Here is a 22,714-nt window from a genome sequence, read left to right on the forward strand (position 1 = left end):
TCAAGCGTCCGGTTTGCGGTAGATAGAGGGTTTGACCAACTGCAATTCATCGCTGATGCCATTCAGGCTTTCCGAATGGCTCACGATGAAGTAGCCGCCTGGCCGCAGGTGTTTGCTCAAGCGCCTCACCACTTCAGACTTGGTCTGGTTATCGAAATAGATCATCACATTGCGCAGGAAGATCACGTCGAACTGCCCTACCGAAGGCAGCGCATTGTTCAAGTTGATCGAAGTGAAGGTAATCCGTGACGCCAACGCGCGGTCGACCATGAAAATGCCGTTGTTGCTGCCCACACCCCTCAGGCAGTACCTGTTCAACAACGCCTCGGGAATGCCGCGGATACCGTCCAGTGGGTAGCGTCCGCTTTGGGCTTTTTCCAACACCCGGCTACTGATATCGGAAGCGAGGATCTCCCATGGCCGGGTGCCCAGGCTGTCGGCCAGCACCATGGCCAGGGTGTAGGGTTCTTCCCCCGTGGAACAGGCACCACTCCAGATACGTACCGGGGCATTGCCACGAAGTTCGGGAAGTACCACGTCGCGCAGAAACTCAAAATGCTTGGGTTCGCGGAAAAAGTAGGTTTCGTTGGTGGTCAGCAAGTCCACTGCCATTTGCAACTCGGTCCGGTCCTTCATCAACAAGCGGTAATAGCTGCCGTAGGTGGTCAAGTTGAAAAACTGCAAGCGCTTGGCCAGGCGGCCGCTGACCAGCTGTTTCTTGGCAACGGATAGGCTGATCCCGGCGATTTCATGAATCATTGCTCGAAACTGCTGGAACTCGTTGTCGGAGAGCACGACGTTCATGGTCTTAGCCCGTCGGCGTTGATGTTCGAAGGGAGCAGCGCCGACCAGTCCTCGCTACTGAGCATGTGCTCGATGTCCAGTAACAAGACGAAACGGTCACTGAGCTTGCCGATTCCCACCACAAATGCAGGACTAAGGCGGCCCTGGAGTGCCGGTGCCGGCTCGATCTGCTCGGCCGGTATCTCCAGCACTTCGCTGACTGCATCCACGATGATGCCCACCAGGCCTGCGCCGCCGCTGCCGTGGACCTCCAGCATGACGATGCAGGTACGTGGGTTTTCCAGGGTCTGGACGCCCCCAAAACACAGCCCGAGGTCCAGCACAGGAATGGCCGCTCCGCGCAGATTGGTGATGCCGCGAACCTTCGCTGGCGCCATCGGCAACGGCGTAATCGGTCCGTATTCGACAATTTCCCGTACGCACAGGGTGCCTACCGCGAACATCTCCTGGCCCACGCTGAAGGTCAGGTACTGTGGCGCTGCCGTCCCCGGGGCAGGCAGGCGCGAGGCAGATATGGACATGGTTCACTCCTAGGGATCCACCGTAGACGGCAGCATCCATCTCAAGACAACGTAGGCATGCCTGAGCGCTACAACTCAGTGCAACTGGCGAGCGATCTCACTGACACACAACACCTGGTCGATCTGAAGCACAGTCAGGAACGCACCTCGCACCTTGACCATCCCTCGAATGAAGTCTTCACGGATCCGGTTTCCGATCGCCGGAGCGGCCTTGATGTCGGCCAACTCGATTTCGATCACCTCGCTCACCGAGTCGACCACGATACCCAGCACTTGCGGCTCGTCTTCCTGAACCAGTTCCAGGATAACGATGCAGGTTCTGTTGCCTTGCTGCGTGGCGCCCTTGCTGAAGCGCGCCTGCAGATCGATCACCGGCACCACCGAACCGCGCAGATTGATCACTCCGCGGATAAAATCCGGCATCATCGGTACGCTCGTAACCTGGCCGTACTCGATGATTTCTCGCACGCACAAGGTATCGATCGCATAGACCTCCCTGGCGGATACAAACGTCAGGAATTGCAGGAATTCGCTGTCACACGGATTCTGCTGCGCATGCTCGAAATGGCTCAAGACTGCAGGTTCCATGTCTCAACTCCCGAAGCGAATGAAACCGCCTTCCTGGGCATGCTCACTGCTTTGCATGCCGCCCAGACTGGAGGAAGCGGCCCGTGGAACGGCGGAAACCGCAACCCGACCCTGCAAGGTGAAAAAGCCCATCAACTCTTGCAACTGCTCGGCCTGGCTACTCATTTCCTCGGCGGTAGCAGCCAGCTCTTCGGACGCAGAGGCGTTTTGTTGAGTGATCTGGCTCATCTGCGACATGGCGGTATTGATCTGCTCCGAGCCGATGGACTGCTCTTCGGATGCAGCGGCAATCTCCTGAACCAAATCAGAGGTCTTGGTAATCGAAGGCACGATTTCATCAAGCAAGTTGCCGGCCCGCTCAGCCAGGGCAACACTGTTTTTGGCCACCTGGCCGATTTCCTGTGCCGCGACCTGGCTGCGTTCGGCGAGCTTGCGCACCTCAGCGGCGACAACCGCGAAGCCCTTGCCATGCTCGCCGGCACGGGCCGCTTCGATGGCCGCGTTGAGCGCCAGCAGGTTCGTCTGGTAGGCAATCGAATCAACGATTCCTATCTTCTCGGCGATGGTTTTCATGGCCGAGACGGTGTCCTTGACGGCCTGTCCACCTTCGCTTGCCTCCTTGCTCGCCTTGCCGGCCATGCCATCGGTCACTTTGGCATTCTCGGTGTTCTGGGAAATCGACGCCGACATCTGTTCCATCGACGCCGACGTCTCTTCAACCGACGCCGCCTGTACCGAAGCCGACTGGCTGATGCTTTGGGCCGTGGCGGAAATCTCTTCCGAGGCACTGGACAGCGAATCGGCGGAACTGCGCACCTCGCCAATGATCTGCGAAAGCTTGCTCACCGTTTCATTGACCGCGTGCTTCAGGTCTTGCAGGCTGCCCTGGTAATCACCTTTGACGCTGCGGGTCAGGTCACCACCGGACAGGGCCACCATGACCTCCATCGCCTCGTTGAGAGGGGCAACGATGGAGTCCAGCGTGCTATTGATCCCCGCCACGATGCGGCGGAAATCCCCTTGATGGCGAGTACTGTCCGCACGGGTATCGAGCCGACCGACTACCGCATTCTCGCTGAGCATCTGGGTGTCTTCGATCAGCGCCTGGACGTTGCGGCGCAGTTGCTCGATGTTGTCGTTGATAAAGGCTTTTTTGCCCGGGAACTGGGCCAGGGGTGCCGACAGGTCACCTTCGCCGAAGGAACGTATGCAAGCCATGGCCTGTTTCTTCACGCTGATGTGACCATTGACCATGTCGTTGATGCCCTGGGCAATCTGACGGTACGAGCCTTGGAATCGCTGTACGTCGATCTGCACATCAATGTCGCCTTTCTCGTGCTCGTCCGACATGTGATGCATCTCTTCGATCAACGCCGTGATGGTGCTGCGAAGATGCTCGATGGTGACGTTAATAAAGGCTTTCTTGCCGGGGAACGCTTGCAGGGACGCCTGCAGGTCGCCCTCACTGATCGACTTGATGCAGGCCATGGCTTGCTTCTTGACGCTGATATGCCCACTGACCATATCGTTGATGCCTTGGGCCATCAGTCCATAGCTGCCAGCAAAGCGTGCCGCATCGATCTGCACGTCGATGTCGCCTTTGTCGTGCTCTGCGGACATGTGATTCATTTCGCTGATCAGTTGGTTCAAGGTCCCGCTCAGCCGGTCCAGGGAGCCCATCAGCCCGGTACGTTCAGGGCCATTGTTGCCGCCCTGCACATCCAGTTGCCCGGCCACCAACCGCTCGGCCACCCGCCGGAGATCATCGGGCTCGCCACCCAATGTGTGGAGCAGCCGGCGTACCAGGAAGAAACCGAGCAAGCAGATGACCAGCAAGGTGGCGCCGCCGACCAACGCGATGCTGTAGATCGCCGTCTGTTCGGTCGATGCCGCGACCGCCGCATTCTTGCGCCCCAGGTCCAGGTTGTACTGACGGATATCGTTCAAGGCGGAAGTGACCTTTTCGCGCGTCACCTCCAGGTCGAGCAGCAGACTACGGGCTTCAGGGACGGCATTCTTGAGGGCATTATCGAAACGTTCCGTGCCTCGGTTGTATTCATTGACCGTGCTGCGCAAGGCGCTGAGCAGCGTCGCATCATGATCATCGGAGACGAACTCTTTCTGGTAGCGATCCAGCGCCTGGAGCACCGTTTCCTTGTCGCTTTGCTGGGGACTTCCGGCGGTTCCGGACAGACTCTGCCATTGCCGGCTGTGGCTGTCCGCCAGGGCCAGGGCCACGTGATCCAGCAACTGCAGGCTGGGCACTGTGTTGACTTGCGCATAGCTGGCCGTGCTCCTGACCCCGCCCATCAGGTAAAGACTGAGGCTGACCAGAATCAGGATGCCCAACAGGGCTGAGGCGACCAGCAGCGAGATATTTTTTTTGACGGTCATGATGCTGTACTCCAGGGAGAACTATTGAGTCAATTCAGGGCTGAGGGTCATACCGTGTTTCTGCCGGCTGGCGACTTGCCCGAGTAGTTTGGGAATATCCAGGATCAACGCTACTGCTCCGTTCCCCAGGATGGTGAAGCCGCCCAATCCATGGGCCGTACCGAAAATCTTGCCCAGCGGCTTGATCACCGTCTGGAACTCTCCCAGCAATTGATCGACGACCAGGCCCACCCGCATCCCCGCGTAATGCACGACCACGATGTTTTCACGGCCATGGTTAGGCTCGTCGATGGCAAACATCTCGCGCAGGCGCAGGACTGGAAGAACCGAGCCTCGCAAGTCCAGGAAGTCCTGACTGCTGCCGTCGTCGGTCGACAGCTCGATGCACTCCTCGACCAGGTCCAGCGGCACGACATAAGAGGCATTGCCTACCCCGATCAGAAAGCCATCGATGATGGCCAGGGTCAGCGGCAGGCGGATACGCACCGTGGTGCCTACGCCCTCTTCGCTTTCCAGATTGACCGAGCCGCGCAGGGCAACGATGTTCCGTTTGACGACATCCATTCCCACACCGCGTCCGGACAGGTTGCTGACCTGGTCGGCAGTGGAAAAGCCGGGCTCGAAAATCAGATTGAGAACCTCGCCATCGGTCAGCGATTGCCCTTCGGCGACGAGACCGCGTTCCATCGCCTTGGCCAGGATGCGTTGCTTGTTCAGGCCACCACCGTCGTCGCTGACTTCAATGACGATGCTGTTGGCCTCGTGATAAGCGTTGAGGCGAACTGTGCCCTGCTCCGGCTTGCCACGGTCTCGGCGCAATTGGGAAGATTCGATGCCGTGGTCCATGGCGTTGCGCACCAGGTGGGTCAGGGGATCGCCAATGCGTTCGACTACCGTTTTGTCCAGCTCGGTCTCGGCGCCGAGTACTTGCAAGGCAATGTCCTTGCCCAGTTCCTTGGAGACATCGCGCACCACCCGCTGGAAGCGGTTGAATGTGCCGCCGATCTGCACCATCCGCAGGGTCAGGGCGCAGTCGCGCACCTCCTCGACAAGACGCGAGAGCGAGCTGGTCGCTTCAATCAACTCGCCAATGCCGCTTTGGATGGCCCCCAGATTGGCGCCAGCGCCGGCGATGATCAGCTCGCCCACCAGGTTGATCAATTGATCCAGTTTTCCGGCGTCGACCCGAATCAGATTACCTTCGGCCGGACGGGCCTCTTTTGCCCCCCGACTCTTGGTGACGTCCTCGCGGGCTGCCTGGTCTGGTGCCACGGGGGCAACCGCAATGGCTGTCGACTCGCCAGAAGAAGGACTGGCCAGCCAGGCCTCACGGGTGACGGAACCACAGGCGATGAAGGCCTCGACCATGGCATCGGGCTCGGCGTCGAGACGACCGATCAAAGCCCGCAAGCCGGTCAGGTCACCGTTGCACGGCAACACGCAGATCTGACTGCCCTCACGAACGAAGTCGAAGGCCCCTTCAATGGTGGCCTGGTCGGCGTCACTGACAAACCCCAGCTCAAATCCCAGGTAACACGTTTCCGGATCCATCGCCGAGATATCCGGCATGCCCTCGGTGATGCACACGACCGCGCTGATCTGGCCGAAACTGTTGAGGTAACGCAACAACGACAGCGGGTCCATACCGTTGCGCAAAACGTCGGGACACAGGCGAAGGGAGATATGCCAATGCATGACGCAAGTCGATTGCAGCGGTTCGAACGTTGCCAGGGACTGCACCGGTTCTGGACTGGGTTCCAGGTAGCGGTTGAGACGCTCGACCAATGCCGCTCCCAGCCGCTCGTGCTCTGCGGTCATGCCTTGCAGGTCACCGTGGCTGGCCAGCAATTCAATCAGCGTGCACAAGTGGTCCCGCACGTCCAGGAACAAGGCACTCAGCGATTCGTCCACCCGCAGTTCATGTCCACGGACCCGATCCAGCACGCTTTCTGCCACATGGGTAAAGGCAACGATCGGCGTGAAGCCAAACAGGCCGGCAGAACCTTTGATGGTATGGGCGACGCGAAACAGGGCGTTGATGGTGTCGACATCATCCGGCGCCTGTTCGATCTGCAGCAACGCCTCCTCCATCAGCAGCAAAAGCTCCTGGCTTTCGGCGATGAACGTTCGTAGCACGTCATCCAGATTCATGGGTGAACTCATGGCTTCAACCTCTCTGCTGAAGGGCCGGAGCCGACTGGTCGAAAAAGCTGTGCAACCCACTCATGTCCAGTGCATCAAGCACCGCCGTACTGTGGTTGCTCAGCAGCAGGTTGGAACCCTGGCGCAGCGACTCCTGTTTGATCAGCACCAACAACTGGAGCCCGGCGGTATCCATTTCGTCCACGCCGCCCAGATCCATTTCGACTTCCTGAGCCAACGGAAACAGCTCCAGCAACAGGTCTTTGCGTTCGGCTGCGGTGTAAATGGTCAGCGGCCCTTCGAGAACCAGAATCCGACGCAGACAAGCCGTGGTGTTTGTCATGACAACCTCCTTTCCAGGGACTCTGGGCGGTGCTACGGCATGATCAGTTTGGAGACGGCACCGAGCATCTGCGCCGGTTGGAAGGGCTTGACCATCCAAGCCTTGGCACCGACGGCCTGGCCCTGTTGCTTCATGGCCTCTCCGGTTTCGGTGGTCAGCATGATCACGGGCGTGAACTTGTAGGCCGGCAGTTGTTTAGCGGCCTTGATGAAGCTCAGGCCATCCATGTTCGGCATGTTCACGTCACTTACAATCAGGTGGATCTTGCGTCCGTCGAGCTTGGTCAGGGCGTCACGACCGTCAACACCTTCGATGACCTCGTATCCGGCGCCCTTCAAGGTGATGCTCACCACTTGGCGAATGGAAGCAGAGTCATCGACAATCAGGATGGTTTTGCTCATGGGGAAACTCCCTAGAAAAAAGTGATCTCGGATGAAGTACTGCTCACCACAGGCTTACCGTGATGGATCGCATGCTGTTCAGGCATGGTGTAGGTGCTTGCCAATTGCTCAAGCCAGGCATCCGCGATGATCGGGGCCGGTGTGCCGCCGGCGAGCGCGAATTGCTGGCGTTCGACGATATGCTCGTGCAGCTTGCCAAGGTCGTTGTTGACCAGGGAAAGCATCTGGCCGACTCGATCCTGGAACTGCAGGGCGACCAGTACCCCCGATATCTCGGTGGCAACGTTTTCACTCTGCTGCTGAAGACTGCTGCTGGTATCGACGATGGCCTGGGCGTTGTGCCGGAAGTGCTCGATCACCTGGGACACCAATTGCTCTGAATGAGCCAGGGTTTGCGAATCCTGCTGCGCCTGGTGCTGGGATAGCTCGACGGTGCGAGAGATGGCAGCGTTGACGGCATTGACCGTTTCGCTGATTTTCTGCCCCGTCCCCCCGGATAAACTGGACAGCTTGCGTACCTCATCCGCCACTACCGCGAAGCCGCGTCCGGCATCCCCTGCCCGCGCCGCTTCAATAGCGGCGTTGAGTGCCAACAGATTGGTCTGCTGGGCAATATCACCGACGAACTTGGCCATCTCCTGCAATTGAGAGGTGAAATCGGAAAGGAGCATTACCTCCTTGAGTTGCGACTCCTTGCGCAAAAGCGCATCGCGAAGGGCAACCATGATCGAGTCCAGGTCCCGCTGGCCGACTTCAAGAATTTCCAGCAACCGCGCGCCCGAACTCTGGTCCGCGCCGTGGGAAGCAGAAGCACTGATGTCCCCCGACAGCGTCGCGAAGCGGCTACTCAGCTTGAGGATCGACTCCTCGCTGAGGATGCGCGCTGCATCGATCTGGTGGCTCCAGATCGGCAGTACCTGCGCGCATACCTCGCCCAATCCTTCATCCGGCGAAGCGGTCAGCGCAACGTGAAGTGGCTGAGCGTCGCCTTGCTCTGCGTGCGGCCGATTGCTCAATAAACGCAGGCTCCACACCCCCATCAGCAACGCGCCGAGCAAGACCAGTGCACAACTGGCTGCATTGCGCAGACTGAAGTCCGTGCTGACCAGAATCGCGACACACCCGAGCACTCCCGTCAGTCCCGCGGGGAGCATCAAGATCAGGGGGGAAGAAATTGCCTGTCCTTTCACCTTCATCTCTCCAGTTCAGTGCGGATCCGACGGGACCCCGCGCAAGACATCCACCCTTGGGATGCCTGGTTTTGTTGACTTGGAGAGATAATGGCCAAGTGGTGGCGGCGAAACTATCGGAGCATCCTGATTTACACCTAAGGATTGCGGTTGGTGCGGTAGGAGAATTCCTACCCGAAGGTGACAGCCCCCCAAAACGACAGCAAAAAAAACCAGCGACAGGCGCTGGTAAACAAACTGGGACTCGCACGCGTCAGCCAAATCGCGACTCGCTGCCCTGCCCCGTGGCCACCCAGAGCGCTTCAAGACTCTTGAAGCCCCAGGTCTTCTCCGACTCAATGCTGACGATGCTGTCCTGCCCACAGGCCAGATCAATACATTCGGGAGGCAGCGGCACACGACTCGACGCCGAGTAGAAAACCTTCACCCTGGGCGTGAGCAAATAATCGGCGTGTTGCTCCATTACCACCGCCAACCTGCCACTTTGAAGGCGAACCAAAGCACCAACCGGATAGATACCAATGCATTTGACGAAGGCGTGAAACACTTTCTGATCGAAATGCCCGCTCCATCCCGCCATTTTTCGAATTGATTCGGCGGGGCCCCAGCGATCCCGATAAGGACGGTCAGACGTCACGGCGTCATACACATCACAGACAGCGGCCATGCGCGCGAATAGACTGATCTGGGTGCCACATAACTTATGGGGATAGCCACTGCCGTCGACCTTCTCATGGTGATGCAAGCAAACGTCCTGCACACGGGAGGTGAAATGCCTGCTGCCCGCCAGCATCCTGGCACCCGCCTCAGGGTGCGTGCGCATCGTCATGTGTTCGGTGTCATTCAAGGGCAATGGTTTCGCCAGGATGGCCGTGGGTATCACCATCTTGCCCACGTCATGCAGCAAGCCCGCCAGCCCGGCTTCTTGTACCAGCAGCGGCGGTAAATCCAACTGACGTGCCAAACCAATCATCAACCCACAGACGGCTACCGAATGCATGTAGGTATATTCATCGACGGTCTTGAGGCGCACCAGGCTGAGCAGTGCATCAGGATGACGTAACAGCGAGTCGGAGATTTCACCCACCATGTCCGTGACTCGATCCAGTTGAACGATCCGGCCCATGCGCAAATCGCCGAACATCTCCATGACAGCCGCCTTGGAACTGGAGCAAAGGTTGACCGCCCTCAACAACTCTTCGCTCATTGCCACCCTCGGACGCGGTCCGGGTACTTCGGTGCACGATCGGGTCGGCAAGCGCGGGGACTGCTGAGCCTGCACAGTGGGTTCAGCAGGCGCAGAGGCTTGTATGTCCACCCCCTTGGACAGGTCGATCCATGCACCATCAATGTCCGAGGCAATGACTTTCTCCAGCCCCTCCTCATTCTGAATCAGGAAGCCTTTGCTCCAGAACGGACGCTCTACGCAGGAACCGGACAGCTCCTGGACATACATTCCTACGCAAAGATCGGTCACACCGATATATTTCAACACGATGCAGATCCTCCTCTGTCCGCAACCGCTCACCCTGAACTGCCCGAGGCGCGGTTGTCTTGGATAGGCACCAGGATGCCACCCGAGCCCTTGAACAATAGCCAGGTGCTATCAAACAAATAATCGGAGCAGTCTTATTTAGGACTAGGGATTACAGAGGGTCGCGTAGGGATTTTCCTACAATGCGTCACCCACTAAGAACGGAACGCATCAACCTTGAGCCCAAACCGACTCATCTTGTTGTACAACCCGCCACGCGACACATTCAGCCGTTGAGCAGCCAGGCGGATGTTTCCGCGCGTGTCTTTAAGGGCGGCGATAATGGCATTCATCTCATGGGTGCCCAGGTCCGGCGCCATCCGCGGCCCAGGGGCACTTCCCCATGTCGATGGGCGCCCTCGCTGCCTGATTTCCAGGGCAAGATCGCTCGGCTCGATCAGTTCAGTCATCGCCAGGTTGGTCGCCCGCTCAATGACATTTTCCAGCTCACGGACATTGCCTGGCCAGTGATAGGCGCCAAGCATGTCCAGCGCCGCGGGCGAAAGGTCCTGCATCGACTTGCGTAGCGACCGCGCGCACCGCGCGAGAAAATGCCGCGCGAGCAACGGTACATCTTCGCGGCGCATCCGCAGTGGCGGCACCGTCAGGTTCAGCACGTTGAGCCGGTAGTAAAGGTCCTCACGAAAGGCGCCTTCGGCCACGGCCTGGCTCAGGTTGCGATGGGTGGCGGCGATGATGCGCACGTTGACCCGCAGCGATTTTTTCGCCCCCACCCGTGTCACCTCGCCTTCCTGCAGGACACGCAATAGGCTGACCTGCGCATCAAAGGACATGTCACCGATTTCATCCAGGAAGATCGTCCCACCATCGGCCAATTCGAACTTGCCTGCCGACCCACCACGCGCCGCGCCGGTGAAAGCACCTTCGACATGTCCAAACAGTTCGCTCTGCACCAGTTCACGGGGAATGGCGCCGCAATTAACCGCCACAAAAGGCCCGCCACAACGGTCACTGGCATTATGGATGGCCTGGGCGAACAGCTCCTTGCCAGTGCCGCTCTCACCGAGGATCAGCGTGGTCGAATCACTGCGACTGGCAACCCGCGCCAGGTGCAGTGCATCCTCAATCGCCTGTGAACGGCCGAGGATGGTTTCGAAGGTGTAGCTGGCCTGGGTGCCAATGATCCGCCGGGTGATTTCCCGGATGCGTCGGTTCTCGCGCAACGACACAATCCGCCCGCCTTGCTCCAGCGGGCAGACCGACACCAGGCAGGCCAGATGGCTGCGGTCAGGCAATTCAAAGGTGCAGTCCAGGTCGCGCACGCCGTCCCCGCCCGCGAGCAGGACTGCATCGGTCAATTCGCTCTGGCCCAGGCTCTTGAACGGACTGCCGAGCAGGTCATGGCCGACGCGGAACAGTTGTCGAGCGTAATGGTTGAGGGCCTTGATGCGGCCCTGCTCATCCAAAACCACCAAGCCCTCGTTGAGCACCTCAAGGACTGTCTGTTGTTCTTCCAGCAAGGCTTGCAGCGCCATCTGCCTGGAGACCGCCTCGGCCGCAGCCTGGACGGTGCCCAACGTATGGAAATGAAACCAGCCGGGCTCTGCCGTCAAGGTCAACATACCCAGCGTCCGGCCTTGGGCATCGCGGATTGGCGCGGCGGCGCAATGCATCCGGCGCTGGCGCAGGCCAAGCCCGAAGTTCTCCTCGGCCAGCACATACACCAAACGGTCTTCGACAATCGCCAGCCCGGTGCAGTTGGTGCCCTGTACCGACTCCAGCAATCGACTGCCGATGGGTGTGAGGTCCAGGCCACAGAAATACAACGTCGTGCCTTCGGCATCGGTCAGGTTGATATGGCCCCTGGGGTTATAGGCGAGCAAACCGCGCATGACTTGCGCCGCAGCGGCGATCAGCACCCGGTTGGCGGCCAGTGTCGCGGTCAGGTCGGCAGGCGCGACAAAACGGTACTCGCCGTCTTCTGGGTCGAGGCCGGCATGGACGCTGCGCAACCAGGATTCCCAAATCACCCGACGGATCCCCGCAGGCCGTTCGATAGCCCCCTGCAAACACGCGCGCCAAGCCTCATCCAGCGCAGTGCCTGGCCCTTGGTTCAACGACGCGGGGCCCAGCGTGGTGAGGTAGTCACGGTCTTCGGCGCTCAATGCTGCAGGTTGCTGGTTCATTATTCGGCCCCATGTCCATATTTTCGACATGTCAGTATAGACATGTCATTTAAATGAACATGATTTTGAATAAAACCAAATAAATCCCCTTTAATATCAATAAGTTAATTATTGGCACAGCGCTTGCTCCCTGCTTGCACAGACGAGGACATTCTTACCGCCGAGTCGCTAAAACAATAAAGGGAGTCATGTTCATGAGCACATCCAAGACCCTTCGCCTTGGCCTCATCGGCGCCGGCCGCATGGGCAGTTTTCACGGCCTGACCGCCGCCCGGCACATCCCCGGCGCCTGCCTCGCCGCCATCGCCGACCCTACGCCCGGCCAAGCCGCACGCTTGGCGGCAGAACTGGACGTGCAGAAGGTCTATACCGACCCACAGCAATTACTCGATGACCCGGACATCGACGCCGTGCTGATCGCCGCCCCGGCACGCAGCCATGCCGAGTTGGTGATCAGTGCGGCCCGGGCCGGCAAAGGCGTGTTCTGCGAAAAACCGATGGCCATCACCCTCGACGAGGCCGACCGCGCCATCGCCGCCGCTGGCGATGCTCGGGTGACGCTACAAGTCGGCTTCAACCGCCGCTTCGCCAGAAGCTTCCGCACCGCCCACCTGGACGTGGTCGCCGGCCGGATCGGTACACCACAACTGCTGCGCTCGTTGACCCGCGACCCAGCGCTGAACAACCCGGCTGCGTCACCACAATGGGTGATCTTCCTGGAAACCCTGATCCATGACTTCGACACCCTGCGCTACCTGAATCCGGGCGCCGAGGCGGTTGAGGTTTTTGTGATGGCCGATGCCCTGATCGCACCGGCCTACAAGGCCAAAGGGTTTCTCGACACTGCGGTGGTCACGATCCGTTTCGATAACGGCGCCATTGCCACGGCCGAGGCCAATTTCCAGGCCGTGTATGGCTACGACGTCCGCGGCGAAGTATTCGGCAGCGCTGGCATGCTGACCATGGGCAACGTCAACGACTCTGACTTGCTGCGGTACCTGGCCAATGGGGTCCAGGCCGACACCCAGCGCATGGACACCGACCTGCTGCGGGATGCCTATGTGGCCGAGCTCAACCACTTCGCCAACTGCGTGCGCAGTGGAGAAAAACCCTTGGCCAGCGGTGAAGACGCGCGGGCGGCACTGGCCATTGCCCGTGCCTGTATCGAATCCTTCCAACAGGGCAAAGCGGTGCGCGTGCAAGGAGCCCGGTCATGAGTTTCATCCCGTTCAAACTGGCGATCAGCGCCGAAATGGTCTTCCTCGACCTGCCCTTCATCGAGCGTGTCAAACGCATTCATGCCCTGGGCTTCAGCGTCGAGATATGGAACTGGACGACCAAGGACATCCAAGCCCTCGTAGCGAGTGGCGCGGACTTCACCTCCATGACCGGCTACATCTCAGGCAACCTGACCGATCCCGAGGGCATCCAGCAACTGCTCGACAGCGCCCAGGAATCCTTGGCGGTCGCCGCTCAATTGGGCTGCCCCAGCCTGAACCTGCATGGCACCGGCCTGGGTGACCAGGGCCTGCCGGTCAAACCCGTGGCCCAGACCACCGGGCGCATGTGGTTGAACGCCTGCAAGACGCTGGAAAAAATTGCCCGCCTGAGCGAAGACGCGGGTCGGGTGTTCCTGCTGGAAAATCTCAACACCGCAGTCGACCACCCGGGTACGCCGTTCGCCCGCGCTGACGATACCCTGGCGCTGATCGAAGCCGTGGGCAGCCCGCACCTGAAGATGAACCTGGACCTCTATCACGCACAGATCGGCGAAGGAAACCTGATCGAACTGATCCAGCGCGCCGGCAGCGCCATCGGCGAAATCCAGGTCGCCGATGTGCCGGGACGCATGGAGCCCGGCACCGGTGAAATCCACTATCCCGCCATTGCCAGGGCCTTGTTCGGAATGGGATACAGCGGTGTCGTCGGCCTCGAAGGCTGGGCCAGCGGTGACAGCGAGGTCGCGCTGGAGCGTTTCCGGCAGGCTTTCACGCTTGATGGATAAAGCCGCGCCGTGTTCAAGACGTGCGGCAGATTTTCATCTCTTGGTGACGTACAACTCATAACAACAAAAGGACAATCATCATGCGTCGTTGCACACTGCTTTTCGCCACCCTGCTATTGCTGTTCAGCCAATGGGCCGCCGCCGACTACCGCATCGGCGTCAGCATCGCCAGGGTCGACGACAACTTCATGACCTACGTGCGTAACGGCCTGGACGAGGCCGCGAAAAAGGAAAACGTGCAGATCCAGTTCGAGGACGCCCAAGGCGATGTGGTGCGCCAACTCAACCAGGTCCAGGGCTTTATCAACCAGAAAGTGGACGCGGTCATTGTCCTGCCGGTGGACACCTCCGCCACGGCCAATATCACCCGCGCCGCGGTCGAAGCGAAGACGCCGCTGGTCTACGTCAACCGTCACCCGGACGAGCGCACCTTGCCCAAGGGCGTCGTCACGGTCGCGTCCAATGACATCGAGGCCGGACAGCTGCAGATGCGCTACCTGGCCGAAAAGCTCGGCGGCAAGGGCAACCTCGCGATCATCATGGGCGACCTGGCGCAAAATGCCACCCACGACCGCACCGAAGGCGTCAAACAGGTGCTCAAGGACTATCCCGGCATCAAGATCGTCGAACAGCAAAGTGCCGAGTGGCAGCGCAACAAAGGGATGGACCTGACCAGCAACTGGCTGCTGGCGGGCAGTCGGTTCGACGCCATCGTCGCCAACAACGACGAGATGGCCATCGGTGCAGCCATGGCCTTGCAGCAGGCCGGCAAAGCCAAGGGCGAAGTCGCCATCGTCGGGATCGACGGCTTGCCCGACGGCCTCGCGGCGATCAAGCGCGGGATGCTGGTCGCCTCGGTCTTCCAGGACCCCAAGGCCCAGGCGAGCAGCGCGGTACAAGCAGCGCTCAAGATGATCAAAGGAGAGCCGGTGGAAACGGACGTCTGGGTGCCCTTTCAGTTGATCAAGCCTGAGCAATTGGCGGTGTTTGAGCAACATTACAAGTAGCGACAGGCCCCTCATTTCGCCGCGATCCCGACAAGGGATTAGCGGCGACTTGCAAGCCCAAATCCTATTCTCTGCAGGACGACCTCGCTAGCCGGTCTACTTCCCTCCGGTCACATCCAGAAAGGTGCCCGTCACAAACGAAGCCTCCGGCCCCGCCAACCAGAGAATGGCCCGCCACCTCCTCCGGCCGGCCGCCACGCCCCATCGGGATCGTCTCCTTCACCCGGTCGACTCTGCCCGGCTCTCCGCCACTGGCATGCATCTGGGTATAGATATGCCCGGGGCGAACGCAGTTGACACGAATACCCTCCCGGGCCACTTCCTTGGCATAACCGGTCGTGAAGGTTTCAACCGCCCCCTTGGACGCTGCGTAGTCCACGTATTCATTCGGGCTACCGAGGCGGGCTGACGCCGAAGAGATATTGATGACGGCACCGCCACGCCCGCCATAACGGTAGGCCATGCGCCGGGTCGCGTGTTGCGCGCAGAGCATCGGGCCCAAGGTGTTGACCGCAAAGATTCGCTGCATGCGCTCGAAGCCAAGATCTTCCAAGCGAGATTGGCGTGCCAATATCGAAGCGTTGTTGACCAGCACATCGATTCGTCCGAAGCGCAGGTCAAGGGTGGCGAAGAGTTCGGCGACCTGGGCTGGGTCGGCGTTATCGGCACGTACCGCCAAGGCACGGCTCCCCTTGGCCTCGACTTGCGCTGCCACCGCCAACGCCGACGCCTCATCGGCGATGTAGGTCAGCACGACGTTGTAACCTTGCTCAGCGGCCAGCAGGGCCGTCGCCGCCCCGATCCCGCGCCCGCCTCCGGTGATCAGGATCACGGGTTTTTGCGAACGGTCATTCATGGTCAATCCTCACAGCCCAATGAAAAAAGTGGCGTCAACCGATAACCAGCGTACCGAGCGCGATGACGGCGCAAGCCAACAGCTTGCGCAAGGTCAATGCTTCGCCAAGAAAGGCGTACCCGATCAAAGCGGCGAACATGACGCTGGTTTCCCGCAGGGCGGACACCGCCCCCATCGGGGCATGGGCCATGGCATAGATCACGACGCCGTAGGCCAGCAATGAAACCAACCCGCCAGCGAAGGCTGCGGCGATACCTGGCCGCCAGGCAAAGAGACTGCTGGCATCTCGCAGTCCGATATAAACCAGGGGCATCATCACGCCCCACAACAGGCACATCCAGGCGGTGTAGGCCATTGGCGCCCCGGAGAGGCGAACACCCATGCCATCGACGACGCTGTAAGCGGCAATGAAAAAACCGGTTCCCAGTGCGTAGCGCAAGTCAGGTAACGCCCGCCGGCGCCCGGTATAAGCCAGCGAGAGGATTCCGGTCGACACCAACGCAATACCTAGCAGTCCACTCGGCGCCACCCGCTCGCCCGCGAACAGCGAAGCGGCCAGGACGATCAGGATCGGGGATACACCGCGGGCGATTGGATAGGTCTGGCCCAGGTCGCCGGACTTGTAACTGCGCACTAGGAACAGGTTGTAACCCACGTGCAATACAGCGGAGAGTCCGACGCAGAACCAGCTGGCACGGGCGGGCGGCGCCAGCAGCGCCGCCACGATGACGCTCGCCAAGGCTATCGCCACGCACATGATGGTCATGGACCACAAACGGTCGGTGCCCCCACGCAGCATGGCATTCCAGCTGGCGTGCAGCAGCGCGGCGAACAAGACGAGGCAGATGATGTGTAAAGGCATGCATCATCCTAGACCGATCGAGTAGCGCCAAAAAAGCAAAGTCTCTTCATCCCGACATGAAGAAAACCTCATGCATAAGCGTGCTGCGCGTCCAGGGCCTGGGTAACCAGCCAACGACGAAAGTGGGTGATATGAGGCTGGGTCTCGATCCCCTTGGGGCATACGAAGTAATACGCCAGGGGCGATGCACACGGCAGTTCGAAAAGCCTTTCAAGACGGCCGTCATTGAGTTCGGCTTCGACATGCCCGCTGCGTGCCAGCGCGATCCCTTGTCCCAGGAGTGCCGCCTCGATGGTCATATTGGTATCTGCGTAGCGAATGCTTTCCTTCAAGCTCGTGACCTCGACGCCCACCTGGGCAAACCACTGCTCCCATTTCGGCACCAACGCTGCACCATCGCGCGTAAGCAGCGGATAGCGCAGCAATTCGGCGGCCGTTTGAGGCGTACCAAAGCGTGCAAGCAACGTCGGGCTGGCAACCGGGAAAATCTGCTCGCGGAACAGAAACTCTGAAAACAGCGGAGGAAAATGCCCGTTGCCCAGGCGGATAGCCACGTCCGGGTCTGTCGTCGAGAAATTAATGGGGCTATCGGTACTGTCCAAGGTAAGCAGAATTTCCGGATGCGCTTGCGCCAGATCAGGCAGCCTGGGCAGCAACCACTTCAAGGCGAAAGAATAGGTCGTGCTCACGCTCAGCCGCTGCCGCCCGTTCTGCTCGCGCAGATCGGCCAAGGTGGCCTCGAGCTTCATGAAGAACTCCCGCACGATGGGCGCAAGCGCTGCGCCTGCCGAGGTCAGATGCTGCGAGTTACCGCGATGAAACAGTTGCAATCCCCAGAGCTGTTCCAAATGCTTGAGCTGGTGGCTCACTGCGCTCTGTGTGACATGCAACTCCTCTGCTGCCGCGGTGAACGTGGCGTGCCGCGTAGCGGCTTCAAAGGCGCGCAGGCTCGAAGAAGGAGGGAGGTTTCGCATGATGGTCCCTTCTATGAGTAAACGCTCATGCTAGCGCCTTTGCGTCTGTCGTTGTAGGCAAGCTGAGCAGCGACGGGCTTGCTCGCGCTGGCGGCCAGCGTGCGAACTACCGCATTCATTTGGGTAGCGCGGCCATCCACATCGAACCTGGCAACTATCTGTGCATCGTGCCCGCAGGCAGCAGCGTCACGGAGTTCTACCTGCCGTTCGCCGACACCGACAGGAAAATGGCCGAGGTGCTGAGCAAGATGTTTCTGTTGCTGGATGACATGAACATCACCGATAGCCTGATCCTGGAGCAAATACAGCGCGGCGGCTGATGGTCAAGAAAATCGAATGACGTCATTCAAGCATTGAAAACACACTCACCCGGCTCAGAGCTTGGCTTTCGCCAGATCCGCAATCAGAAAATCCCTGAATGCACAAACCGCTGCCGGTAAATTGCGTCCAGCCATGCTTTGCAGTTCGATGCGCCGCGCATGCATGCCTTCATCGAGGATCGGCAAACATTGCAGTGCCTTGTCCGCCACCTGCTTGTGCAAGGTCATTTCGCTGGCCAGGCTGATCCCCCCCTCTTCGCGGACGAAGCTATAGAGCGAGGCAACGTAATTAGTGGTCAACACCGGGTCGAACAACAGCCCCTGTACACCGCAACAGATGTCGAACAGTTGCCGTATCGTGGTGTCGGCCTTGGGTAACGCAATGGGCCAGGGTTGCAGCTCAGCGAGGCTGACCGCTTCACGCCCGGCCAAAGGATGAGCGTTGGAGACCACGGCAAAAATCGCCCCGCTCAGGACATGTTCGACCTTGATTTCCTTTTGCGGCGTCAGGCTGAAGGTCATCGCCAGATCGGCTTCACCGGAACGCACCTTCTCGGTCGCTTCGGCAGGCGCACAGACCTCCAAGGTGAAATGAATACCCTGATACTCACGCCGGAACGCGCTGATGGTCCTGGGCATGTATTCCAGTGCAAAGCCTTCCGAGCAGGCCACATGCACATGACCTCGTTGCAAGCCATGCAGCTCGGTAATTTCCAGCACCACCTGCTCGGCCTCAAGCTGCGACTTGCGCGCATAAGCCGCCAGTCGTGCCCCCGCCTCGCTCAGCACCATGCCCCGGGCACGACGCTCGAACAGGCTGGCATCCAGGGCCAATTCAAGCTTGGCAATCTGCCGGCTCACCGCTGACGCCGCGACATTCAGCCGTACCGAGGCTTCGCTGATCGATCCGCATCGCGCCACTTCAAGAAAATAGCGCAGTGCCGTGGACTGCACACCATACAGCTGCATCGGCGCCCCCAAGGTTTGCCTTTTCGGCAAAGGAAGTATCGAAATATTATTCTTGTGGCATTGATAGCCTTTCCCTACATTCGTGTCCAGATCAAAAAAAATACAGCCTGATCTTTTTACCCCCTTTCCGCTTTTGCGATTCGCTGCCCTTTGATTCAACCACTCTCGCCAACGGAGACGACGGCATGGGCATCAAAGGTTTCGCCTGCACTATTGCGCTGATGGGCTTCATCAGCAGTTTTCCGGCTCATGCCGGTAAAGCCAACGACACCCTGGTTTACGCTTCCGACAGTGAGCCTGAAAACATCAGCCCCTATCACAACGATCTACGCGAAGGCGTGATTCTCGGGCGGCTGATCTGGGACAACCTGATCTACCGCGACCCCAAAAGCGGCCAATACCAACCCATGTTGGCCACTGGCTGGAAACAGGTCGACGACACCACCATCGATTTTGAGCTGCGTAAAGGCGTCAAATTTCACAACGGCGACGCCTTCACCGCCGACGACGTGGTGTTCACCCTCAACTACGTGGTGTCGCCCGAAGCGAAAGTCGTGACCGTGCAAAACGTCGACTGGATCAAGAGCGCCGAAAAAACCGGTGACTACAGCGTCCGCCTGTATTTGAAGAAGCCTTTCCCTCCGGCCCTGGAATACCTGTCCAACGCCGTTCCGATGTTCCCCAAGCAGTATTTCGAGAAGGTCGGCCTGGCCGAATTCAGTCGCAAGCCAATCGGTACCGGGCCGTACAAAGCCGTGTCGGTGGTGGCTGGCGAAGGCGTGACGATGGAGATCAACAAGGACTACTTTCCGGACAGCCCACAAGGCAAGCCCCATATCGGCCACCTCAAGTTCCGGGTGATCCCGGATGCGGAAACCCGCCTGGCCGAGTTGATGACCGACGGTGTCGACTGGACTTGGCGCGTGACCCCGGATCAGGCAGTCGACCTTAAAGGTATGCAGAGCCTGACCGTGACCAGCGGCGAAACCATGCGCATCGGTTTCCTGATTCTGGATGCCCGGGGCACCTCCACTGAAAACTCGCCCATGAAAAACCTCAAGGTGCGTCAGGCCATCAACCATGCGATCAACCGCAATGCGCTGGCCACGCAATTGGTCGGTGGCGAAGCCAAGCCCTTGCAGGTGGCCTGTTATCCAGGCCAGTTCGGCTGCGATACCACCGCGGCCACGGTCTACGACTATGACCCGGCCAAGGCCAAGGCGCTGCTTGCCGAAGCCGGTTACCCCAATGGCTTCGAGACCGAAATCTTCGCTTATCGCGACCGTGATTACGTCGAAGCCATCATCGGCAACCTGCGCGCCGTGGGCATCAACGCCAAGCTGCGCTTCTTGAAGTACGCCGCCCTGCGCGATCAGCAGCGTGGCGGCAAGGTGCCCATGTCGTTTCAGGCCTGGGGCTCGTTCTCGATCCTCGACACCTCGGCGTCGGCCGGCACCTGGTTCAAGGGCAATCCGGACGACAACATCAAGGATCCGCAAGTCCAGGGCTGGCTGCAGACCGCCGATAACGCCCTCGACCCGCAAGTGCGCAAGGAGAACTACCGCAAGGCGCTGCAGCGCATCAGCGAACAGGCGTACTGGGCGCCGATGTTCAACTACTCGATGAACTACGCCTACACCGCCGACCTCGCGTTCACGCCGTACCCGGACGAGCTGCCGCGTTTCGTTCAGTCCAGTTGGAAATAATCCGCACCCAGCGGATTGATCGAGAGGTGCCGTGGCTTGCGGACCAACCCGCACCACGGACACCACCTGACATGTCATCCATTGGATACGAGGAAACTTGCCATGCTTGGATTCCTTCTGCGCCGGCTGGGCATTGCTATTTGCGTGGCCATTACCGTGTCGGTGATCAGCTTTTCTCTGTTGCACCTGTCCGGCGACCTGGCCACGGCCATTGGCGGACCGGAAGCCACCAGCGAACAGATCGAACAGATCCGCGTGCAATACGGCTTGAACAAACCGCTACCGACCCAGTACTTCAACTGGCTGGGCGATTTGCTGCGGCTGGACCTGGGTAACTCTTTTTTCTTTCAGGAATCGGTCTACAACCTCGTCGTCAGCCGCTTGCCGATTACCCTCGGGTTAGGTGCCCTTGCGCTGGGCATCGCCTTGCTGGTGGCAATCCCACTGGGGGTGCTGGCCGCGGTCAAGCGCGACACCTGGATCGACCGACTGGCCTTGAGCATCGCGGTGCTGGGCCAGGCGATGCCAAGTTTCTGGTTCGCGCTGATGTTGATCGTGGTGTTCGCGGTGACGCTCAAGTGGCTGCCGGTGTCCGGCAATTCGACCCTGCTGCACTTCGTCATGCCGGCCATTGCCTTGGGCTACTACGCGACGCCGGCCATCATGCGCCTGACCCGCGCCGGCATGCTTGATGTGCTCAATTCCGATTACATCCGCACCGCCCGCGCCAAGGGCCTGCGCCCTGCCCGCGTGTTGTTCAAGCACGCACTGCGCAACGCCTTGATTCCGGTCGTCGCCCTGGCGGCGGTGGAGTTCGGTTTCATGCTCGGCGGTTCAGTGGTGATCGAAACCGTGTTCTCCCTGCAAGGCATCGGACAACTCGCCTGGGACGCCATCGCCCGTGACGACTTTCCGGTGGTACAGGCCGTGGTCCTGCTGATTGCGGTGATCTACATCATCCTCACCCTGCTGGCCGATGTGCTCAACGCACTGCTCGACCCGCGCATCCGCGAGCGCTAGGAGGCTTACATGAGCACCCCCACGACCCTCGCGATCAATGACTACCTGCCACCCCCGAGCAGCCTGAGCCGAGTCCTTGGCAAGAGCTTTCGTCATCGTGGTTTCGCCATCGGCGCGGTGTTGTTGCTGATCATCTTCGCCGGTGCACTCTTCGCCCCGTGGCTGGCACCTTACGACCCTTATGCGCAAGACGTGATGCTGCGCATGAAACCGCCGGTGTGGATGGCCAACGGCACCTGGGAATACATCCTCGGCACCGACAAGCTGGGCCGTGATTACCTGTCGCGCTTGCTCTACGGCGCACGGATTTCGCTGTTCATCGGCATCGCGGCGGCGCTGATTTCCGGCTTTATCGGCACCGTCATGGGGCTGTTGGCGGGTTACTACGGCGGCAAGGTCGATGCATTTATCAGCTACCTGATCACCACCCGGCTGGCGATGCCGGTGGTGATGGTCGCGCTGGCCTCGGCCTCCTTGATGGGCGGCTCGCTGAAAGTGGTCATCGTGCTGCTCGGCTGCCTGTTATGGGATCGCTTCGCGGTGGTGGTCAGGGCTTCGGTGCAACAGATTCGCGATGCTGAATATGTGGCCTCGGCCCAGGCGCTTGGCTGCTCGACCCTGCGCATTCTGGTCAGTGAAATCCTGCCCAATCTGGTCGGCGCGCTGATCGTCGTCGCGACGCTGGAAATGGCCCACGCGATCCTGCTGGAGTCGGCCCTGTCGTTCCTCGGGGTTGGCGTGCAACCGCCGACGCCGTCCTGGGGTTTGATGATCGCTGAAGGCAAACCCTACATGTTCTTTTCCCCGTGGGTCATCGCCATTCCCGGCGTCGCCCTGATGATACTGGTGCTGGGCATCAATCTGGTCGGCGATGGCCTGCGCGATCTGATCCTGCCCGACGGCCGCAACTGATAGACGGCCTTACTAATAG

Annotated in this window: 18 protein-coding genes and 4 pseudogenes; 7 read left to right on the forward strand and 15 right to left on the reverse strand. The window is 59.8% G+C overall.

Annotated elements, in window-relative coordinates; all coding sequences use genetic code 11:
* From BM300_RS01790 to BM300_RS01835, 11 genes and pseudogenes are all read right to left on the reverse strand, one after another.
* Positions 1-804, reverse strand: a complete 804-nt coding sequence (locus BM300_RS01790; protein WP_092142317.1) for a CheR family methyltransferase — start codon at positions 802-804, stop codon at positions 1-3.
* Positions 801-1,325: a chemotaxis protein CheW gene (locus BM300_RS01795; protein WP_063321781.1), complete on the reverse strand. Its 525-nt coding sequence runs from the start codon at positions 1,323-1,325 to the stop codon at positions 801-803. Before BM300_RS01795 ends, BM300_RS01790 begins: the two co-directional genes overlap by 4 nt.
* 75 nt (positions 1,326-1,400) lie before the next feature.
* Positions 1,401-1,913, reverse strand: coding sequence for a chemotaxis protein CheW (locus BM300_RS01800; RefSeq protein ID WP_063321782.1), 513 nt, complete (start codon positions 1,911-1,913; stop codon positions 1,401-1,403).
* A 3-nt stretch (positions 1,914-1,916) separates the two neighbouring features.
* Positions 1,917-2,753: pseudogene (locus tag BM300_RS31580) on the reverse strand (methyl-accepting chemotaxis protein); the annotation flags it as partial.
* Positions 2,754-2,765: 12 nt separating this feature from the next.
* Positions 2,766-4,307: pseudogene (locus BM300_RS31585) on the reverse strand (methyl-accepting chemotaxis protein); the annotation flags it as partial.
* Positions 4,308-4,328: 21 nt separating this feature from the next.
* Complete coding sequence (locus tag BM300_RS01810; RefSeq protein WP_092461831.1) at positions 4,329-6,458, reverse strand: chemotaxis protein CheA; 2,130 nt, start codon at positions 6,456-6,458, stop codon at positions 4,329-4,331.
* Positions 6,459-6,474: 16 nt separating this feature from the next.
* Entirely contained in the window at positions 6,475-6,792 is a 318-nt protein-coding gene (locus BM300_RS01815) for an STAS domain-containing protein (protein WP_092344600.1), read from the reverse strand.
* Between the two features lie 32 nt (positions 6,793-6,824).
* Positions 6,825-7,193 (reverse strand): response regulator, encoded by a 369-nt coding sequence (locus tag BM300_RS01820; protein WP_013692986.1) that lies wholly within the window; start codon positions 7,191-7,193, stop codon positions 6,825-6,827.
* A gap of 11 nt (positions 7,194-7,204) precedes the next feature.
* A pseudogene (locus BM300_RS31590) lies at positions 7,205-7,813 on the reverse strand (methyl-accepting chemotaxis protein); the annotation flags it as partial.
* An 823-nt stretch (positions 7,814-8,636) separates the two neighbouring features.
* Positions 8,637-9,878 carry a cyclic di-GMP phosphodiesterase gene (locus tag BM300_RS01830; protein WP_092461833.1) on the reverse strand — a complete coding sequence of 414 codons (1,242 nt, stop codon included), beginning with the start codon at positions 9,876-9,878 and terminating at the stop codon, positions 8,637-8,639.
* Between the two features lie 194 nt (positions 9,879-10,072).
* Entirely contained in the window at positions 10,073-12,064 is a 1,992-nt protein-coding gene (locus BM300_RS01835) for a sigma-54 interaction domain-containing protein (RefSeq protein WP_092461835.1), read from the reverse strand.
* 194 nt (positions 12,065-12,258) lie between these two features.
* Between BM300_RS01835 and BM300_RS01840 the strand changes: the two genes are divergently transcribed.
* The 3 genes from BM300_RS01840 to BM300_RS01850 all read left to right on the forward strand — a co-directional run bounded on the left by BM300_RS01840 (position 12,259) and on the right by BM300_RS01850 (position 15,076).
* A complete protein-coding gene (locus BM300_RS01840) occupies positions 12,259-13,281 on the forward strand; it encodes a Gfo/Idh/MocA family oxidoreductase (RefSeq protein ID WP_092461837.1) in 1,023 nt (340 codons plus the stop codon).
* Complete coding sequence (locus BM300_RS01845) at positions 13,278-14,069, forward strand: TIM barrel protein (RefSeq protein WP_092461839.1); 792 nt, start codon at positions 13,278-13,280, stop codon at positions 14,067-14,069. The genes BM300_RS01840 and BM300_RS01845 overlap by 4 nt, the downstream gene beginning before the upstream one ends.
* Before the next feature lie 80 nt (positions 14,070-14,149).
* Positions 14,150-15,076, forward strand: a complete 927-nt coding sequence (locus BM300_RS01850) for a sugar ABC transporter substrate-binding protein (RefSeq protein ID WP_092344590.1) — start codon at positions 14,150-14,152, stop codon at positions 15,074-15,076.
* A gap of 96 nt (positions 15,077-15,172) precedes the next feature.
* On the opposite strand, the pseudogene BM300_RS01855 reads toward BM300_RS01850, so the two are convergent.
* From BM300_RS01855 to gcvA, 3 genes and pseudogenes are all read right to left on the reverse strand, one after another.
* A pseudogene (locus tag BM300_RS01855) lies at positions 15,173-15,932 on the reverse strand (SDR family oxidoreductase).
* A 34-nt stretch (positions 15,933-15,966) separates the two neighbouring features.
* On the reverse strand, positions 15,967-16,794 hold the full coding sequence (locus BM300_RS01860; RefSeq protein WP_092142376.1) for a DMT family transporter: 828 nt from the start codon (positions 16,792-16,794) through the stop codon (positions 15,967-15,969).
* A gap of 68 nt (positions 16,795-16,862) precedes the next feature.
* Positions 16,863-17,768 (reverse strand): transcriptional regulator GcvA, encoded by a 906-nt coding sequence (gcvA, locus tag BM300_RS01865; protein WP_092142379.1) that lies wholly within the window; start codon positions 17,766-17,768, stop codon positions 16,863-16,865.
* Between the two features lie 119 nt (positions 17,769-17,887).
* Here gcvA and BM300_RS01870 point away from each other — a divergent pair, with 119 nt between their 5' ends.
* Complete coding sequence (locus tag BM300_RS01870) at positions 17,888-18,088, forward strand: DUF7737 domain-containing protein (RefSeq protein WP_256575028.1); 201 nt, start codon at positions 17,888-17,890, stop codon at positions 18,086-18,088.
* A gap of 54 nt (positions 18,089-18,142) precedes the next feature.
* Here BM300_RS01870 and BM300_RS01875 read toward each other — a convergent pair whose 3' ends face one another.
* On the reverse strand, positions 18,143-19,057 hold the full coding sequence (locus BM300_RS01875) for a LysR substrate-binding domain-containing protein (protein ID WP_092142397.1): 915 nt from the start codon (positions 19,055-19,057) through the stop codon (positions 18,143-18,145).
* Between the two features lie 185 nt (positions 19,058-19,242).
* Here BM300_RS01875 and BM300_RS01880 point away from each other — a divergent pair, with 185 nt between their 5' ends.
* The 3 genes from BM300_RS01880 (at position 19,243) to BM300_RS01890 (ending at position 22,695) form a co-directional block, all read left to right on the forward strand.
* Positions 19,243-20,763: an ABC transporter substrate-binding protein gene (locus BM300_RS01880; RefSeq protein ID WP_092142400.1), complete on the forward strand. Its 1,521-nt coding sequence runs from the start codon at positions 19,243-19,245 to the stop codon at positions 20,761-20,763.
* Positions 20,764-20,865: 102 nt separating this feature from the next.
* A complete protein-coding gene (locus BM300_RS01885; RefSeq protein ID WP_092461841.1) occupies positions 20,866-21,783 on the forward strand; it encodes an ABC transporter permease in 918 nt (305 codons plus the stop codon).
* A gap of 9 nt (positions 21,784-21,792) precedes the next feature.
* A complete protein-coding gene (locus tag BM300_RS01890) occupies positions 21,793-22,695 on the forward strand; it encodes an ABC transporter permease (RefSeq protein ID WP_092344584.1) in 903 nt (300 codons plus the stop codon).
* The last annotated feature ends 19 nt before the right edge of the window (positions 22,696-22,714 follow it).

This window comes from Pseudomonas sp. NFACC46-3 (assembly GCF_900114515.1).
Lineage (GTDB): Bacteria > Pseudomonadota > Gammaproteobacteria > Pseudomonadales > Pseudomonadaceae > Aquipseudomonas > Aquipseudomonas fluorescens_Q.

What these genes read in the sequence shown, in the direction of transcription:
- BM300_RS01880 (WP_092142400.1), top strand. Translation starts at nt 19,243, where the DNA reads ATGGGCATCAAAGGTTTCGCCTGCACTATTGCGCTGATGGGCTTCATC.
- BM300_RS01850 (WP_092344590.1), top strand. Translation starts at nt 14,150, where the DNA reads ATGCGTCGTTGCACACTGCTTTTCGCCACCCTGCTATTGCTGTTCAGC.
- BM300_RS01860 (WP_092142376.1), bottom strand. Translation starts at nt 16,794, where the DNA reads ATGCCTTTACACATCATCTGCCTCGTCTTGTTCGCCGCGCTGCTGCAC.
- BM300_RS01790 (WP_092142317.1), bottom strand. Translation starts at nt 804, where the DNA reads ATGAACGTCGTGCTCTCCGACAACGAGTTCCAGCAGTTTCGAGCAATG.
- BM300_RS01815 (WP_092344600.1), bottom strand. Translation starts at nt 6,792, where the DNA reads ATGACAAACACCACGGCTTGTCTGCGTCGGATTCTGGTTCTCGAAGGG.
- BM300_RS01845 (WP_092461839.1), top strand. Translation starts at nt 13,278, where the DNA reads ATGAGTTTCATCCCGTTCAAACTGGCGATCAGCGCCGAAATGGTCTTC.
- BM300_RS01835 (WP_092461835.1), bottom strand. Translation starts at nt 12,064, where the DNA reads ATGAACCAGCAACCTGCAGCATTGAGCGCCGAAGACCGTGACTACCTC.
- BM300_RS01810 (WP_092461831.1), bottom strand. Translation starts at nt 6,458, where the DNA reads ATGAATCTGGATGACGTGCTACGAACGTTCATCGCCGAAAGCCAGGAG.
- BM300_RS01890 (WP_092344584.1), top strand. Translation starts at nt 21,793, where the DNA reads ATGAGCACCCCCACGACCCTCGCGATCAATGACTACCTGCCACCCCCG.
- BM300_RS01820 (WP_013692986.1), bottom strand. Translation starts at nt 7,193, where the DNA reads ATGAGCAAAACCATCCTGATTGTCGATGACTCTGCTTCCATTCGCCAA.
- BM300_RS01795 (WP_063321781.1), bottom strand. Translation starts at nt 1,325, where the DNA reads ATGTCCATATCTGCCTCGCGCCTGCCTGCCCCGGGGACGGCAGCGCCA.
- BM300_RS01875 (WP_092142397.1), bottom strand. Translation starts at nt 19,057, where the DNA reads ATGCAGCTGTATGGTGTGCAGTCCACGGCACTGCGCTATTTTCTTGAA.
- gcvA (WP_092142379.1), bottom strand. Translation starts at nt 17,768, where the DNA reads ATGCGAAACCTCCCTCCTTCTTCGAGCCTGCGCGCCTTTGAAGCCGCT.
- BM300_RS01800 (WP_063321782.1), bottom strand. Translation starts at nt 1,913, where the DNA reads ATGGAACCTGCAGTCTTGAGCCATTTCGAGCATGCGCAGCAGAATCCG.
- BM300_RS01885 (WP_092461841.1), top strand. Translation starts at nt 20,866, where the DNA reads ATGCTTGGATTCCTTCTGCGCCGGCTGGGCATTGCTATTTGCGTGGCC.
- BM300_RS01840 (WP_092461837.1), top strand. Translation starts at nt 12,259, where the DNA reads ATGAGCACATCCAAGACCCTTCGCCTTGGCCTCATCGGCGCCGGCCGC.